The sequence below is a fragment of the Lactobacillus huangpiensis genome (assembly GCF_019972815.1).
GTDB classification, from domain to species: Bacteria; Bacillota; Bacilli; order Lactobacillales; family Lactobacillaceae; genus Lactobacillus; species Lactobacillus huangpiensis.
Genome location: NZ_BPPA01000008.1, coordinates 76,658 through 91,040, shown reverse-complemented (window position 1 = coordinate 91,040; position 14,383 = coordinate 76,658). Strand labels below are relative to the sequence as shown.

The following is a 14,383-nucleotide window of genomic DNA, read 5'->3' as shown; positions in this document are numbered from 1 at the left end:
TCAGCATATATCTTCAACTCAAATGAGTTGCCGAGCGCTCGTGGGATATTGTCCTATGCGTTGCACCTTCAATTAAGCTTGGCTCAGGGTTGCCATATCCAAAAACTTAGGTTTTCTCTGAATTCACTCGGTTCACATGATATATCACTATATCAAGGGGCAATTCACTATAAGTATATAGCACTATATGTAGTGCTTGCAAGAGAAAGGCATACTAAATGTGGGATAAAATCCAAGAAATCATGAAAGCTAAAAAGATTAGTATTTACAAATTATCTAAGCTTACAGGTTTACCATGGAGCATCATTGCGAATTATAAAAATGGCTCTGAAATGTCATTTAAAAATGCGTGCAAAATTTCTGATGCTTTGGAGATTAGCTTAGACACACTTAGAAAGGAAGTGAAGACGACTGATAGTAAATATTCCAATTTTAACATTTCCGAAAAAGGATAAAACAAAGTAGTTAAAGAACATAGAGATTTATGAGGAAAAATTATGGAAAGGATATTAGAAGAATGGCAGCACATGTTATACGCAGGTTTCGGCACTTATCCGAAAAACAAAGGATTGTTAATAGCATCATTGCTAGTAGCAATTGCTGGGCTGGTATCAACGATTTACATACTAAGTATACCGCCCTTTCTGCCAGGGACGATTTAAGGCACAAAAAAGCCCGATAAAAATCGGGCATGTATTCAATGAAAGCATATAAAGAATACTAAGGAGATTATAACACAAATGGAGTGTATCGGTACAGAGGCTAATGGTGGCTTAGCTATCTATGGTGAGTATGGCTGTGACTACAGCACGGCTAGGGACTTTGTCATAGCGCAGGCTTTTCTAATGAACGACCTTAAAAAGTTTACTGAAGCAGTTGGCTATTCGCCTAAAAATCCAAAAGGCATGCGAACATACGAGGATATGTTGCAAGACTTTTCTGATTGGTGGGATGATCCGGACGGAGAATGGTGGTACGACTTAGCAATGTTCTACTTTGACGGGCATGAGCTAACAGACAAAGAAAGAGAGGCGCTTTGATGAACGACTTTCTCAAATGGGAAGACGAACTTGATCAAAATGCCAAGATATACACTACGGCATTAATCAATGAGGCAAGAACGTTACCTAGTCCTAAAAAGGGAATTGATATGCTTAAAGGACTCAAACAGGGATTTCCCGAAGGCTATCACGGAACTACACAAGAGGCAATTATCAATGTGCTTAATAACGTGATTGATGATGCTATTAAAGAAGTTTATAAGCAAGGGTTAGCGCAGAAATGGAGTAATGCTGATGACTGAAGAAAATACAAAGCCAAAGAATTATGTTTCTCTAGCCGAAAAGATTGCTAAAGCCAATAAAGATATTGGGGCAATAGCAAAGGATGGCAACAACAACTATCAACGCTATTCATTTCAATCCGAGGCAGCAATTAAAGCAGCAGTTCAGAAAGTGATTTCAGATAATAAGTTTTCTATTATTCCAAACTTCAAAGTTATTGATAAAGAACAGCAGAAAACCCAAAAGGGCGGTATTAACAACTTTGTATACGTGCAAGGAACTTTTACTATAACTGACGGAGTTGAAACATTGATAGGAGCAATGCCAGGTGCAGGCTCTGATACAGGTGAAAAAGCAGTACAAAAAGCATGTACAAGCGCCCAGAAATATTTTTACAAACAGCTATTTAACATTACCGATAAGGATGAGGATCCAGACACACAGGATAGTAATCCAGATGGCGGATACGTTAAAAGCAATAAGCAAAACAGATCGGCTAAACAAGATTTAAGAAATTACACTGTTAATTATAACGGGCAACAAGTACCGATGTACTTAGTTGTCAAACATGCATCTGAGGGGAATAAGCAAGCAAAAGATTTTGCAAACACTCTTAAGGGTAAAGACATGGAAGTTTTTCAGGAATTGGCAAAGAAGGGAATCATTTCTTAGGAGGTAATAATATGGCAGCTGAATTTAAAGAGTCAAAAACATTTTTAATGATACCCACAGGTGCCGCGTATGATCCAGACCTGCTTAAACTTCCAAAATCAATTTTGGTTCTTGGCGAAATAGTATCAATGCTTAATATTACTGGATCGTTTTACATGAGTAATTCAGCTTTAGCAAAAAAGTTAGATTGTTCAACAAGCACGATAGGCAGGTATTTAGCTTTGCTAGAAGAAAAAAAGCTGATAAGGCGTAAATCTATTAAGGATGAAAAGGGCAATATTCAATATCGGAAAATTTATGCTGGCGAAAAGTTAGCAAAAACTTTTACACAAAATTGGCAAGCTGACAGTTTCACCCCTATACCCACCGATGATCAAGGGGTACCCACACATGAGCAGGGGGTATACCCACATGTGACTAAGGGTATACCTACACGTGAGCAACCCCTATACCCACATGTGAGCAATAAAGAGAACAATATAAGAGAACATATAAAAGAGAATAATATACGGTCAAATGACCAATCACTTGCAGACCGCTTTGAAAAAATATGGGCTGAATATCCTAAAAAGCAGGGCAAGAAAGATGCTTTTAAACACTATAAGGCATGGATTAAGCAATCAAGCAAGCATACTGACAGCTATTTACTAGAAAAGTTAAGTCAGTACAAGACATACCTTAAAGCCAACAATACCCAGTTCCAATATATTCAAAAGGGCAGTACTTGGTTTAATGGCAGTTTTGATGATGATTGGAGCGTTAAGGGCAATGTGCCAGAACATGCAAGCTTTGGAGCAGAAGCCTACGCAAACGGGACAATGGATGGTGTGGAAGATGATGACCTACCCTTTTAGACAGGAGGAGTTATGAAAATAAATGGCAAAGCAGTAAATATAATTGCCCATCGCACGAGAACAACTGATCAGATTTGTCCTAAACATCATGAGCACTTAGTTTACTTGGATGGATTTAAAAAAATGAAGCCCTTCTGCGAGCAATGTCAATACGAGAAAAACCAGGCAGAGATAAAGAAAATGGCTCAAAACCTAAAGATAAACCAAACTAGAGGCTATCTTAAGCGTCAATCGTTGGTCGATCGGGATGAAGTTTTTAATTACACCTTTAAAAATTTTAAAGCCCAGCCTAAAACTTTTGAGTACCTGGCTAAAAGCAGTGCACATGATATTGCTAAAGATTATTTAAGAAACCCAGATGCAAAAGGTAACTGTATCTTTTACGGCAATGCTGGTTCGGGAAAAACACATCTTGCTATGGCTATCCTGAACGCAGTTAACGATAATTCAGACCCAATGGGTAGGTGCTTGTTTATCAGCGTTAACAAGCTCATAAGAGAGATGAAGAACTGGTTTACTGATAAAACTGGGATTTGGTCGCCAAAGCACGTAACCGATGTAGTCAGCAAAGCTAACCTTGTTGTCCTAGATGACCTGGGAGCAGAGAGTGCCAACAATATGGCTACTAGCTTTGTTCAAGACACAATTTTCGATATATACGAGAGCAATCAGCGAATTATTACAACGACCAATTTAAGTTTGGACGAGTTGTACAGAACTTATCACTCACGGCTAGTAAGCAGGATGCAAGAGAGTGATCGGCGCAAGGTTATTGATTTTTCGAAAATAGCAGATAAAAGGCCACGAATATGACTAATAAGAAAATAGAAAAAGCTAGTGACTGGGACAGCATTTACAACAGAATGTTCCAAGAACGAGCAGAAAAAAGATTTAAATATGACGTTGCCAATGGCATTGGCGCATTTGACAAAAGAGAAAAAGCAAAACTAGAAGGACTACACAAGTTCTTCGTGAAATTAGAGAAAGAAAGTGACGAAAATGCAAGACGTGCAGTTATTTACATTTGAAAAACAAAAAGTCAGAACGTTAACTATTGATGATGAGCCCTACTTCGTGGCCAAAGATGTAGCAACTATTCTTGGGTACAACAGTAACCCAGCAAAAGCAATCAGAGACCATGTTGATGATGAAGACAAAGGGGTGAACGAAACGTTCACCCCCGGAGGAAAGCAGAAAATCACAATAATTAATGAGTCAGGACTATATAGTCTGATCCTGAGCAGTAAATTGCCCAACGCAAAAAAGTTTAAACGTTGGGTAACTAGCGAAGTGCTACCTGCAATTAGAAGACATGGCGCTTATCTGACAGACCAGAAGGCAATTGACATCACTACAAACAAAGAAGGCTTAGCTAGTTTACTAAAACAAGCAGCCGATCAGTTGGAGCAAAAGGACATTCAAATTAAGAAAATGCAGCCCAAAGCCTTGTTTGCCGATACGGTTTCAGCAAGTGATGACACTATCCTAATTGGCGAATTGGCAAAGATATTAAAGGGCAAGGGTATTCAAATTGGACAGAATCGTTTGTTCCAATGGCTAAGAGAGAACGGCTACTTAATTAGCCGTAGAGGCAGTGACCGTAATATGCCAACTCAACGCTCAATGGAGCTTGATCTATTTCAAATAAAAGAAACAGTGATTAACCACTCGGATGGTAAACCATCAATTAAAAAGACACCTAAGGTTACGGGGATAGGGCAACAATACTTTATCGACAAGTTTATGAATAGAGAAGAACAAGTAGGGGCATAAAAATGGACGAAGATGTATTTTGTTTAAATTGTCAGCGTAAGCTAACTGGTCAAGATGGTGTCATTGTGCTTGATGATGAAGACACATTTTGCAGTATGGACTGCTTGCTAGAAAATTTAGAAGATTATCACGATTTAGAGCAGATAACAGTTGATGATTATTTAAAAAAGTTTAATTAATGCAAATGATAGAAGAAACATATTGCTCAACATGTGATCAGAAAATTAATAGACAAAGTGAAGATTTTATCTCCATAAAAAGCCTTCATGAAGGCAGTTTAAACTTCTGCAATATTAATTGCATGTTTGAGTACATGAAAGGACATAACGAGTACTTAATAATTGGGAGGAAAATGGAGGAGTTAAATGGCAAGAGCAGTATATCGTAAGAATAAGGATGGCAAGGTAATCTATGTAGGTCATGTGCCACCTGAGTATCAATTGAAGGACAATGAGTTTTTTCAAAAGCTGCCTAATGAAAGGCGTGATTGATGAAGATACTAGACGCATGTTGTGGCTCTAAAATGTTCTGGTACAACAAGCACGAGCCACATACAGTATATATTGATAACCGCAGTGAAAAAGATGAAGTAAAAGATCGCCAATATATCAGAGATATAGTTGTCAGCCCTGACATCATTGCAGATTTTAGGAAATTGCCTTTCAAAAGTGATGAGTTTGACCTAGTAATATTTGATCCGCCGCATCTGATACATGCAGGTGATAATAGCTGGCTAAAGCTTAAATATGGGTCTTTACCTAAAGACTGGTCAACTTACATTAAGGCAGGATTTGACGAATGCATGAGAGTTTTAAAGCCAACAGGAACACTACTTTTCAAATGGTCTAATAATCAAATTCCGTTTAACAAGGTTTTTAACGTTATTGGCCAAGAGCCTATTTTGGGAGATCGCAGAGGTAGCACACGCTGGTCAGTTTTTATCAAAGGAGCTAAAAATGATTAATAGAGCAGTATTAACTGGTAGGTTGACTAAAAACCCTGAATTGAGAACAACAAAAAGTGGTCTGTCTGTAACAGCATTTAATCTGGCAGTAGATCGGCAATATACCAATTCTCAAGGTAAGAGAGATGCAGACTTTATCAGCTGTGTCATTTGGCGCAAAGCTGCAGAAAACTTCTGTAATTTTACTTCTAAAGGTTCACTTGTTGGTATAGATGGGCGAATTCAAACCAGAAATTACGATGATAAAGATGGCAAGAAAGTATATGTAACAGAGGTAGTTGTTGATAGCTTTGCTTTGCTTGAATCAAAGAAAGACCGCCAGAATAACAATACTAGCAGTTATGCAAACAACAGTAGCAACGGAAATTACAGCAAAGGCAATAATAATGCTAATTATGATAACAATAGTCAGGATCCATTTAACGGTTCAGGCGATACCATAGACATATCGGATGACGATTTGCCATTTTAAAAGTGGGTTAATAAATATGAATAAAAATAAATTAATTGATTTTTCTGGACCATCTAAAGATCCAAAAGTTAATTATGAAATCAATTCAATTAAGTCAGAGCAATGTTTTATGTGTAAAAATATTCAGGACCAATTAGGAAAGGATTATTGGTCTTTTGATGGCTATTTAGAGTAAGTAATAGGACAAATATGACAGCAAAATGAAAGGAGGCTAATTAATGCAGAGTGATAAGTCAGAATATCACAGCTTGGTATTTGGCATACTAGGTGATCCACAGGGCAAAGCAAGGCCAAGGTTTGCCCGTAGAGGCAATTATGTTAGCACCTACACACCCTCCACAACGCAAAAGTACGAGGAGCTAGTAAGATACAGTGCGTTATCTGCAAGGCAGAAAAATGGCATCACTAAGCCTATCTCAGCCGATATTAGTTTGGGTATCAAGGCATATTTTAAAATACCTAAAACATATTCAAAAAAGCGCAAAGAAAGGTGCCTTAACGGAGAAGAAAGACCTAGTAAAAAGCCCGACAGCGACAACATAGCCAAGATTGTTCTTGATGGGCTTAATCCAAAGATGAAGTTAGACCACGTGCAGCATAAAGCAGTATGCGTGCATGAGGGACTATATCGGGACGATAGGCAGGTGGTGTCGCTAAAAGTGGACAAGTATTATTCTGATAAACCAAGAGTGGAAATTACAGCTTTTTGGAGTGATAAAAGTGGCTGATATACCTTACAAGATTATCCATGAAATAGAAGACAAGTATGGCACTCTAGCAATACCTGATGATAATCCACTAATGGTAAAGTTGCACAAGGCAACAGGAGCAGAGCCTCGACTAAAGATGAAGACAAGTGCAACTGGTCAGAAATTTACACCACACTATTACGATGATGAAGTTATCAGAATGGTTAAAATGGGCTATTCGGTTGGTGAAATTGCAACAAAGCTAGGCCACACTAGATCAACCATAAACAGGATATTGCTTTACTATAGAATTAAGCCCAGGGATATATTTAAAGGAAAATACGATGATGTTTATATCGTTAATTTAAGAAATTTAAAATATTGGGGAATTGTCGCTAAAAACACTGAAGAAGCTAAGAGGAAAACTCACCATGAGTTTATCGTTAAGAAATATCATTGGTGTGATATCGAGCCAGGTGAAAAATACATGGTAGCTGGCAATGACACAAAAGTTTTTGTGAAGAAATTAAAGTAAGGCTGATAGTAATGATTGGAGTTGTTCAATTGAGTTTTTTAAAAAGCACCAAAATTGATACAGTCAGAACAGCGCAAAATGTTAAGGACTTCTTTGAGCATGACTTTGACCATTATTTGAACCTTTCAGGAAAACATCGCTCGGACTTGTCTAGCCCACAAATGGATATTACAGGTATTACAGCACACAATGGTATTAATCATCAGGATAAAAGCATGGCAATTAATATTGATGCAGATAATTGCGTATTGGCAGTTGATCACACTATTAGCAGCTGCAGTAATTCTGGTGAAAAACCATACGGAACTATTTTGTACTTGTCATATATCAAAAACATAAGCAATTATGCCATAGCGCAACGATTAGGTTATCAGACGACACGATATTATGAACTTAAAAATAGGGCTTTGGTTGAATTTGCTGAACGTATGGAGTTATATCGCAAGCGAGATCACACATCAATTGAAGACTTGAGAATTTTTGAAGATGAACAAAAGGAAAATTCCAAAAGCGGACAATGAGCGAAGTCCAAGCGGAGTGTTTATATTATATTATGGTAGTGTCAAAAGATTAGGGATAATCCTTGATAGCTATTAAATCGTCTGGAACGACGTTAAACTAACAATTTTTACTAGTATATATTCCTCCAAGGTTGCGGTAATGGTTGTAGCTGAGTTCGAATCTCAACACCGCAATAGACACGCCATTACCTTAATACGTGTTTATTGGATAATCTATAATATATTTTAAATTTGGGTAATTATATTAAGTTAGCGTGTCAAATGTGGGCTAGCTGATATGGTGGTCAATATACTAAGCAAGGATCAGACCTATCAGGAGTCCATATTTTTATGTCCGCGTCACAAAGGTAGCATAACGGTTTTCAAAAACGTAAATGTCAGTTTGAATCCTGCACCTTTTATTAATTCAAATACTTGGTAATTAATACTATTTATTGATAAAATAAAGTTAAGAAATAAAAATTTTTCTTGAATGATTATCGGATTGTAACAAGGAGAAATATAGTTGTGAAAGAGTTTAGTTTTAAGGATAAAAGTTATGATGGCCTTTTTCTCCTCCCTATAGATGTCAAAAATGAAAAAATACATGACCAAGTAACAGAATATTTTGAAATATTTTTAAAAAGTCTTCATAAAAATTATGGAATACCAACTTATGATAAAAGTGGTTTTGAAATGAATAGCAACAATGACAATAGTTTTGATCTTTTCTTACCTTACGGATCAATTCGAAAGAAATTTTTAACCCTAGTTGTTCCTATAAATTATTTGTCTTTGGAACGAATATGTGTTTTAAATCAAAGGTCTGATGGTGTTTTTCAAGAAGATTCTTATAGTGGTACTTATTATCTTAAGGAAAGGGGAGCTATTGAAAGCCTGGTAAGCGATATTGAACTTCCAATTTTTGGAGAATATATGTTCCCAACTATATTAAAAAAAGCTGCTCATATGATGTATTTAATCGCAAGATATCAATCTTTTAGTAATGGAAATAAAAGAACTGCTTTACTTTCCACAATAAATTTTTTACATATTAATTATTTAAAATTTGATTTTAAAAATAATTTACAAAAAAAGCTATATAATTTTTGTTTAGGAATAGCTAAAAATGAAAAGTCTGAAAAAGATACAGAAGATTTTCTTCACAAACATGTAGTAATGAATTTTGAAATTATTGATGATGTTGTAAGTAAAAATATTTTTTTAAAAAAGTAGACAATTATACTAATATGTAGTAGAATTGTTTTTTTATAAGAGGTGGTTATATTATGGGTAAAAAATTTCAACTTGATTTTCCGTCTGATGAGAAAATAATTAAGGCTGTTAGACCTTATAGTGAAAGAGAAAATAAAGAAATCGAAAAAATTAGTGATAAACAAATATGGAGTAATAAACCACTAATGAGTGTAATTAAAGCACTTAGTAGAACATAGGAATAAAGATTAAGGCACTCTAAACTGAGTGCTTTTTATTTGCCTAAAATTAGGAGGTGGTGAAATGATGTGACTGATTCGGAAAAAAGAATAGCGGCACAACATGACTACGAGTTAGGCATGAAGTACAAGGACATTGCCGAAAAATATGGTGTGGCGCTGAATACAGTTAGGTCATGGAAAACACGTTACAAATGGATGCGCAATAAAAGCAAAAAAGATGTGCACATTATTCGAAAAGATGTGCACACAAAAACACCAACGAGTGAAGCCATTGCAGAACTAAATGACAGTGATTTGCCAGACAAGCAAAAAGAGTTCGTGCTTGAATATCTAAGGCTTTACAATGCCACTCAAGCTTACTTAAACGTGTTCGGCGGTGGCTACAAGACGGCCAACGTATGTGGTCCACAAATGTTAGTAAAACCTAGTATTCAAGAACAAATAAGAAATATTCGTGAGGCTAAGTTAAAAGAGTTAGCTATTGAGCCTTTAGACCTAATTGAAGATGTAGCCAAGGAAGCCAAAGGTGATATTGGCAATTATCTTAATTTCGGGAGTTGGTCAGAAAAGCTCGTTGAAAAGAAAAAGACCAAGAAGACTTTCAAAGATGATAAAGGTCATGAACTAAGCACAAATGTTGTTGAAGATAAGCCAGTGTTAGATGCTGACGGCAAGCAGGTCACAATCCACCACAGCTATCTTTACTTTAAGGACAAAGACCAAGTTGATACTTCTCTGATTAAGAAGATAACCAAGGGAAAAGATGGTGCCACGATTGAGCTATATGACAAAACCAAAGCCCGTGACAAACTGCTTGAGTGGCTCAAAGAACAAAATAACGACAATGACACAACAGTAAACATCAATTTTGATGTGCCAAAGGAGGATAAGAATGCAAGTAAGTCTTAAAAACAACATCTCACCTGCGTTTTATAGCCTCTTTTGGGACATACACAACAAAAAACATGCTAATTATTGGCTAAAGGGAGGACGAGGCAGCACCAAGTCCTCTTTTATTTCAATTATGATTGTTCTTGGTGTGATGCAAGATAAGAACTCTAATGCCATTGTTTTGCGTAAAGTAGCTAATACCTTGCGTGATTCGGTATTTGAGCAATATCTATGGGCAATTGATCTATTACATGTAGACGAATATTGGCAGTCATCTGTTAGTCCTATGCAGTTGACTTTTAAGCCAACAGGACAACAAATTAGATTTAAGGGAGCAGACGATCCACGCAAGATTAAGTCACAAACGTTTCGTCAAGGATATACCAAGTTCAAACATTTTGAAGAGGTTACCGAGTTTAAAGGCATGGAAGAGATTCGCTCAATCAACCAATCTCTTGGACGTGGCGGTTCTGGAATAATTACCTTTTATTCTTACAATCCACCTGCTAGGCAGTCTAACTGGGTTAATCAGGCTGTAGATCAGGAACAGATGAGAGCTGATACGTTGGTTAATTTGTCTGATTATCGTTCTGTTCCGAAGTCGTGGCTAGGTATTGAGTTCTTAGCAGATGCGGAGCAGTTGAAAAAAGACAATGAGAAAGCATATAGACATGAGTATCTAGGTGAAGTAACAGGTACTGGTGCAGAAGTGTTCAACAACATTACTACACGGGCTATTACAGACAATGAAATTGCCCGATTCGACAAAGTATATCATGGTCTAGACTTCGGTTTTGCACACGATCCTACTGCGTATGTAAAGATATATTGGGATGCGGCTAGACGCCGTATTTTTATTTTTGACGAATTTGAAAGAGTTGGTCTTAAGAACCGAGATGCCGTTGAAATGATTAAGCAACGTAATCCATTGAATGAGCCAGTAATTGCTGATTCTGCATCCCCTGGAACAATTGCCGAATACCATGATTTGGGTTTAAACATTTATGGAGCTAGAAAAGGACAAGGATCTCGAGATCATGGGTATAAATGGCTTGAAGACTTACGAGAAATTGTAATTGATCCTGCCAGATGTCCAGATGCATGGCGAGAATTTACTGGTTATGAATTTGAGTTGGATTTGAATGGTAATTATAAATCAGGCTACCCGGATGGTAATGACCACACAATGGACGCAACACGATATGCACTAGAAAGATTGATACAGAAAGGAGGTTTCGAACCTTGGAAGTAGATTCAATGAAGAAACTGCTGCAAAATACGCAAGCAAGAAGGACAGAGTTTATTTCGAAATACAGTACATCTAAGCGATATTATTTAAACAAGAATGATATTACTTTAAAGAACAATGGCGAATCTAAAACAAAAGAAGAAGATGCTGGTAAGGAAAGCAAAAACCCTTTTAGAGCTGCTGATAACAGAGTAAGTTCTAATTTTCATCAATTGCTTGTTGACCAGAAAGCAGGCTATTTAGCCACGAAGCCACCGACAATAGACGTTGATGATGATAAGCTCAACCAACAAATTAAAAATACACTGGGCGATAACTTCGGCTTGAGACTTAATGAACTAGTGGTAGATGCAGCAAATGCAGGTATAGCATGGCTACATTACTGGATTGACACAGATGGTCAATTCAGATATGCAATTGTGCCACCTGATCAGATAACCCCAATATACTCTACTGACCTAAACCGTAAGTTAGTTGCACTTAGACGTTCTTACAAAGAGTTAAATCCAGACACAGCCAAGTATCATTGGGTACATGAATATTGGGATGAACAGACAGTTACTGCTTTTAAATCGAGAGATGAGCAATTTACCGATCTTCAACCACTGGACGATAGATTTGCAATCTATGATGCAACGACAGGCGTAGAAACTGGTACATCAAGTGTCAACCATCATGGTCTAGGTCGTATTCCATTTATAGCCTTTCCTAAAAACAAAGAAAAACAGCCAGATCTATATCATTACAAAGGCTTAATAGACGTTTATGACAAAATTTATAACGGCTATGTTAATGACCTAGACGATATTCAGCAGGTTTTCCTTGTTCTTAAAAACTATGATGATCAAGATTTTGGCGAATTCAGAAAAAACTTACAAAAATATAAGGCAATTAAAATCGCAAATTTGGGCAATGCTGATGCCTCTGGAGTAGACCAGATGGCAATTGATATTCCAACCGAAGCAAGAAATTCAATGCTTGAGATCACCAAAACAAGCATCTTTGTTCATGCACAGGGAATTGACCCAACTGATTTTAAAACCAACAATGCCACAGGAACAGCTATTAAGATGTTGTATTCTCACCTTGAATTAAAGGCAGCAAAGACGGAAGCATATTTTAGGGACGCTTTAACAGAGCTAGTCCGGGCAATTATGAACTGGCTGCATGTCGCTGACGCTGATAGTCGACCGATAGAGCAAACTTGGACTAGAACCGCAATTCAAAATGATGTTGAAAAAGCGCAAGTGGTGAGCCAACTGGCAAATTGGACTAGCAAAGAGGCGATAGCAAAAGCGAACCCTATAGTTGAAGACTGGCAACAGGAAATGAAAGACCAAGAAGAAGATGTTAAAAACCATAATGATCAGTATGGTAACCCTGACATCCTAAACGGCGGTGACAATAATGACGACGAAAAGGGAAGTTAATTATTGGAAACGTCGTTTTTTGTATGAGAAACAGCAACAATTGCAAAATACTGCTGAATATGAAACGGCAATGCGGGCTCGCCTTAAAGAGGTCGAGCAGGTATTAGAGCAGGAAGTTAACTATTGGCTTAAACGATATGCTGCTAATCAGGAGATTACGGTTAAAGATGCTCGTAAGATACTGTCAACAATCGGTACTCGTGACTGGCACATGACTTTAAAAGAGTTCAAAGCTAAGGCTAAAGCTGGCGGCTTTGATAAAGAATTAGACACTGAGTATTTTCAAAGTCAGTTGTCACGTTTGGAGAATATAGACGAGCAATTAACTAACCTGTTAGCTCAATACGCTACCTCTGAGACAAATAAAATGGAAAACAGTCTATCTAACCAGTATCAACAAACTTACATGCACAGCATCTATTTAACACAAATAGAGAAGGCTAAATTATCGAGTAGCTTTGCTAATGTTAATGAGTACCAAGTAAAAGCCATCGTAAACAAGCCTTGGCGTGGCAGTGATTTCTCAAAGAGGCTTTGGAAAAATTACACAGAGATATTGCCGAATGAGCTAGGAGATGCATTATTGCGAGGATCAGTTCTAGGTCATTCCAACGAACAGATATTTAAAATGATGCGACAGCGACTAAAAGACGTTGAAGACTATCAACTGCATAGGCTTGTTATTACTGAGATGGGACATGTAGCTGAAACTGCAACAGCCAATGCCTATAAAGAAGAAGGAGTTGAGCAATACCAATATTTAGCGACACTGGAGTCACATACGTGTGATGAGTGTGCGCATTTGGACGAGAAAGTCTTCGATTTAAAAGACAAAGTAGAGGGCTTGAATTATCCACTAATACACCCATATTGTAGATGTACCACGATGCCATATTTCGAAGGATTACCAGATAGTTCTGAAAGATGGGCTCGTGATCCTGAATCGGGCAAGGGTGAATATGTTGAAAACATGACTTTTAACGAGTGGAAGAAACAAATTGAAATTAGACATGTTAATGAAAAGGAACAAAATCGTATTAATAAATATGAAAAAGTTGTTCCATCTATAAAAGAAATGCATAACATGTCGACTAAAGGTAAACCTTTATCAGTTATTGGCAGATTATACAAGGGAAAGTTGGTTAAATATAGATATTACGATGAAACAGGTTTTGTTGACAAAGATTTAGACTTAACTGACCATGGCAATAAAAAAATGCATATGATCGTACCTCATGTGCACTTTTGGGTAAAACAATTTGATAAAAGCCGTGGTAAAATAAGACTATATAGAAGAGCTGGTAGATCATTAACAGAAAACGAAATTGAGGACTTAAGGAGGTGGCACAATAATGAGCAAGATTAAGAGCTTAGCTCAATTTAGAGAGTTAATTGAAATAGGATACGAAATAGAGTTCACTTTAAATAATCGGCGTTGGTTATTGGAACCTGACCCAAATGCACCTGACTTTTCTGAGAGACGTGAGCTTGGCAGTGGTGACTATATTAAAAAATTTAAAAATATTAATGAAGTATTGAACTTCGAAATTGATGGTAAAAAGTTATCAGAACTATATTCTAAGTTTGATGATGTTCTGTGGTAGTTATTATATT

The 14,383-nt window shown here is 37.0% G+C and carries 24 protein-coding genes; all 24 read left to right on the top strand.

Annotated features, from left to right (window positions below):
- Positions 1-218: 218 nt before the first annotated feature.
- The 24 genes from LDM90_RS07460 to LDM90_RS07350 all read left to right on the top strand — a co-directional run bounded on the left by LDM90_RS07460 (position 219) and on the right by LDM90_RS07350 (position 14,373).
- Positions 219-455, top strand: coding sequence for a helix-turn-helix domain-containing protein (locus LDM90_RS07460; RefSeq protein WP_223897293.1), 237 nt, complete (start codon positions 219-221; stop codon positions 453-455).
- A gap of 62 nt (positions 456-517) precedes the next feature.
- Positions 518-682, top strand: coding sequence for a hypothetical protein (locus LDM90_RS07455; protein ID WP_223897291.1), 165 nt, complete (start codon positions 518-520; stop codon positions 680-682).
- Positions 683-740: 58 nt separating this feature from the next.
- Positions 741-1,040 (top strand): hypothetical protein, encoded by a 300-nt coding sequence (locus LDM90_RS07450; protein ID WP_223897289.1) that lies wholly within the window; start codon positions 741-743, stop codon positions 1,038-1,040.
- Positions 1,040-1,303, top strand: a complete 264-nt coding sequence (locus tag LDM90_RS07445; protein WP_223897287.1) for a hypothetical protein — start codon at positions 1,040-1,042, stop codon at positions 1,301-1,303. The genes LDM90_RS07450 and LDM90_RS07445 overlap by 1 nt, the downstream gene beginning before the upstream one ends.
- The gene (locus LDM90_RS07440) at positions 1,296-1,955 is read left to right on the top strand and encodes an ERF family protein (RefSeq protein ID WP_223897285.1); all 660 of its coding nucleotides are present in this window, start codon (positions 1,296-1,298) and stop codon (positions 1,953-1,955) included. The genes LDM90_RS07445 and LDM90_RS07440 overlap by 8 nt, the downstream gene beginning before the upstream one ends.
- Before the next feature lie 11 nt (positions 1,956-1,966).
- Positions 1,967-2,809 (top strand): helix-turn-helix domain-containing protein, encoded by an 843-nt coding sequence (locus LDM90_RS07435; protein ID WP_223897283.1) that lies wholly within the window; start codon positions 1,967-1,969, stop codon positions 2,807-2,809.
- Between the two features lie 12 nt (positions 2,810-2,821).
- Positions 2,822-3,622, top strand: a complete 801-nt coding sequence (locus tag LDM90_RS07430) for a DnaA ATPase domain-containing protein (protein ID WP_223897274.1) — start codon at positions 2,822-2,824, stop codon at positions 3,620-3,622.
- On the top strand, positions 3,619-3,837 hold the full coding sequence (locus tag LDM90_RS07425) for a hypothetical protein (protein ID WP_223897273.1): 219 nt from the start codon (positions 3,619-3,621) through the stop codon (positions 3,835-3,837). The genes LDM90_RS07430 and LDM90_RS07425 overlap by 4 nt, the downstream gene beginning before the upstream one ends.
- Positions 3,809-4,582: a phage antirepressor gene (locus LDM90_RS07420; RefSeq protein WP_223897316.1), complete on the top strand. Its 774-nt coding sequence runs from the start codon at positions 3,809-3,811 to the stop codon at positions 4,580-4,582. Before LDM90_RS07425 ends, LDM90_RS07420 begins: the two co-directional genes overlap by 29 nt.
- A gap of 2 nt (positions 4,583-4,584) precedes the next feature.
- Positions 4,585-4,761, top strand: coding sequence for a hypothetical protein (locus LDM90_RS07415; RefSeq protein ID WP_223897271.1), 177 nt, complete (start codon positions 4,585-4,587; stop codon positions 4,759-4,761).
- A 186-nt stretch (positions 4,762-4,947) separates the two neighbouring features.
- Positions 4,948-5,073, top strand: a complete 126-nt coding sequence (locus LDM90_RS09440) for a hypothetical protein (RefSeq protein ID WP_274381270.1) — start codon at positions 4,948-4,950, stop codon at positions 5,071-5,073.
- Positions 5,073-5,546, top strand: a complete 474-nt coding sequence (locus LDM90_RS07410; protein WP_223897269.1) for a class I SAM-dependent methyltransferase — start codon at positions 5,073-5,075, stop codon at positions 5,544-5,546. Before LDM90_RS09440 ends, LDM90_RS07410 begins: the two co-directional genes overlap by 1 nt.
- Positions 5,539-6,018: a single-stranded DNA-binding protein gene (gene ssb / locus LDM90_RS07405; RefSeq protein WP_223897267.1), complete on the top strand. Its 480-nt coding sequence runs from the start codon at positions 5,539-5,541 to the stop codon at positions 6,016-6,018. The genes LDM90_RS07410 and ssb overlap by 8 nt, the downstream gene beginning before the upstream one ends.
- A 16-nt stretch (positions 6,019-6,034) precedes the next feature.
- Positions 6,035-6,193, top strand: a complete 159-nt coding sequence (locus tag LDM90_RS07400; protein ID WP_223897265.1) for a hypothetical protein — start codon at positions 6,035-6,037, stop codon at positions 6,191-6,193.
- 43 nt (positions 6,194-6,236) lie between these two features.
- A complete protein-coding gene (locus LDM90_RS07395; protein ID WP_223897263.1) occupies positions 6,237-6,746 on the top strand; it encodes a RusA family crossover junction endodeoxyribonuclease in 510 nt (169 codons plus the stop codon).
- Positions 6,739-7,242, top strand: a complete 504-nt coding sequence (locus LDM90_RS07390; RefSeq protein WP_223897260.1) for a helix-turn-helix domain-containing protein — start codon at positions 6,739-6,741, stop codon at positions 7,240-7,242. The genes LDM90_RS07395 and LDM90_RS07390 overlap by 8 nt, the downstream gene beginning before the upstream one ends.
- Positions 7,243-7,271: 29 nt before the next feature.
- Complete coding sequence (locus LDM90_RS07385; protein WP_223897258.1) at positions 7,272-7,763, top strand: ArpU family phage packaging/lysis transcriptional regulator; 492 nt, start codon at positions 7,272-7,274, stop codon at positions 7,761-7,763.
- Between the two features lie 507 nt (positions 7,764-8,270).
- Positions 8,271-8,978 (top strand): type II toxin-antitoxin system death-on-curing family toxin, encoded by a 708-nt coding sequence (locus tag LDM90_RS07380; RefSeq protein ID WP_223897256.1) that lies wholly within the window; start codon positions 8,271-8,273, stop codon positions 8,976-8,978.
- Between the two features lie 53 nt (positions 8,979-9,031).
- A complete protein-coding gene (locus LDM90_RS07375; protein ID WP_223897254.1) occupies positions 9,032-9,196 on the top strand; it encodes a hypothetical protein in 165 nt (54 codons plus the stop codon).
- 69 nt (positions 9,197-9,265) lie between these two features.
- Entirely contained in the window at positions 9,266-10,108 is an 843-nt protein-coding gene (locus LDM90_RS07370; protein WP_223897252.1) for a terminase small subunit, read from the top strand.
- Positions 10,092-11,342 (top strand): PBSX family phage terminase large subunit, encoded by a 1,251-nt coding sequence (locus LDM90_RS07365; protein ID WP_223897250.1) that lies wholly within the window; start codon positions 10,092-10,094, stop codon positions 11,340-11,342. Before LDM90_RS07370 ends, LDM90_RS07365 begins: the two co-directional genes overlap by 17 nt.
- Positions 11,333-12,769, top strand: coding sequence for a phage portal protein (locus LDM90_RS07360; protein WP_223897248.1), 1,437 nt, complete (start codon positions 11,333-11,335; stop codon positions 12,767-12,769). The genes LDM90_RS07365 and LDM90_RS07360 overlap by 10 nt, the downstream gene beginning before the upstream one ends.
- A complete protein-coding gene (locus tag LDM90_RS07355) occupies positions 12,747-14,135 on the top strand; it encodes a minor capsid protein (RefSeq protein WP_223897246.1) in 1,389 nt (462 codons plus the stop codon). The genes LDM90_RS07360 and LDM90_RS07355 overlap by 23 nt, the downstream gene beginning before the upstream one ends.
- Positions 14,122-14,373: a hypothetical protein gene (locus LDM90_RS07350; RefSeq protein ID WP_223897245.1), complete on the top strand. Its 252-nt coding sequence runs from the start codon at positions 14,122-14,124 to the stop codon at positions 14,371-14,373. The genes LDM90_RS07355 and LDM90_RS07350 overlap by 14 nt, the downstream gene beginning before the upstream one ends.
- The last annotated feature ends 10 nt before the right edge of the window (positions 14,374-14,383 follow it).